The organism is Paraburkholderia atlantica (genome assembly GCF_009362785.1).
GTDB classification, from domain to species: domain Bacteria; phylum Pseudomonadota; class Gammaproteobacteria; order Burkholderiales; family Burkholderiaceae; genus Paraburkholderia; species Paraburkholderia atlantica.
Genome location: NZ_WHNQ01000188.1, coordinates 1 through 1,238, shown reverse-complemented (window position 1 = coordinate 1,238; position 1,238 = coordinate 1). Strand labels below are relative to the sequence as shown.

General features: G+C 62.1%; 1 protein-coding gene. It reads right to left on the bottom strand.

Features of this window, described 5'->3' with window-relative positions; all coding sequences use genetic code 11:
* Positions 1-1,149: IS256 family transposase (locus GCT19_RS42100; RefSeq protein ID WP_152855096.1), on the bottom strand; the 1,149-nt coding region annotated here is incomplete at its 3' end.
* Positions 1,150-1,238: the final 89 nt, after the last annotated feature.

Sequence of the window (1,238 nt, the reverse complement as noted above, 5' to 3'; positions counted from 1 at the left end):
TTCTTCGGCCGACTCGATCAGCTTGAACGCCAGCCCGAGGAACGTCGCGCGCGATACACAGTTGCGCGTGCGTTTCGTGCGATGGCGCACCGTCGCAAAGGTCGATTCAATCGGGTTCGTGGTGCGCAGATGCTGCCAGTGTTCAGCCGGGAAATCGTAAAACGCGAGCAGCTCGTCACGATCTTCCGTCAGCTTTTCGGCGACCTTCGGGTACTTTGCCGAGTACGCGTCGACGAAGTGATTGAATGCGGCCAGTGCATCAGCGCGCGTGGCCGCCATCCAGATGTCCTGCATCGCCTTCTTGCCTCGAGCCTGCTGCGATTTCGGCAGCGCATTGAGCACGTTACCCATCTTGTGAAACCAGCAGCGCTGATGCTTCGTCTGCGGGAACACTTCCTCCATCGCGGCCCAGAATCCCATCGCGCCATCGCCGCAGGCCAGCAGTGGCCCCGACGGCAGGCCGCGCTTCTTCAGATCGAGCAGCAGTTCGCTCCACGATGCCTTCGATTCCCGGTAGCCGTCACCGATGGCCACACGTTCCTTCGTCCCGTCCGGTTTGACGCCAATGATCACCAGCAGGCACTGGCCGTCGGAATCGTCGCTGCGCACACCGGTGTGAATGCCGTCGGCCCACCAGTAGACCCAGCGCGCCGACGACAGCTCACGCCGATTCCACTGCTCATGCTTATCGGCCCATTGGGCCTTCAGCCGGCTCACGACGTTCGGCGACATGCCGCTGACCTGGCCGCCCAGCATGATGCCCATGGCTTCGCTCATGTCGCCCGTCGAGATGCCTCGCAGGTACAGCCACGGCAGCGCTGCCGACACGCGCGCGGACTTGCGCACGTACGGCGGCACGATCGTCGAATTGAACCGGATGCCCGAGCCCGAACGATCCCGCACCTTCGGCACCTGAACCGTCACCGGACCGATCGCTGTGACGACCTCGCGCTCGGGCAGGTAGCCGTTGCGCACCACGGCACGCCGGCCGTCGATCGACTTCACGTTGCTGTACTGTTCGAGCATGGTCGCCAGTTCCACCTCGACTGCCTGCTGAATGATCTGCCGCGCGCCTTGCTGGATCAGCTCATCTAGCACGCTTTTCGTTTGCGCTTTACTGCTGTTCGCTTCTTGCGTAATCTTCTTCATGGTGGTCGGGTCCGGCCTTCTCGGGTTCGCTGGTTGTGCCTTTGACAAGCAACATTCTCAGCTAGACCGCCACCGCCTTCTCAAATTCC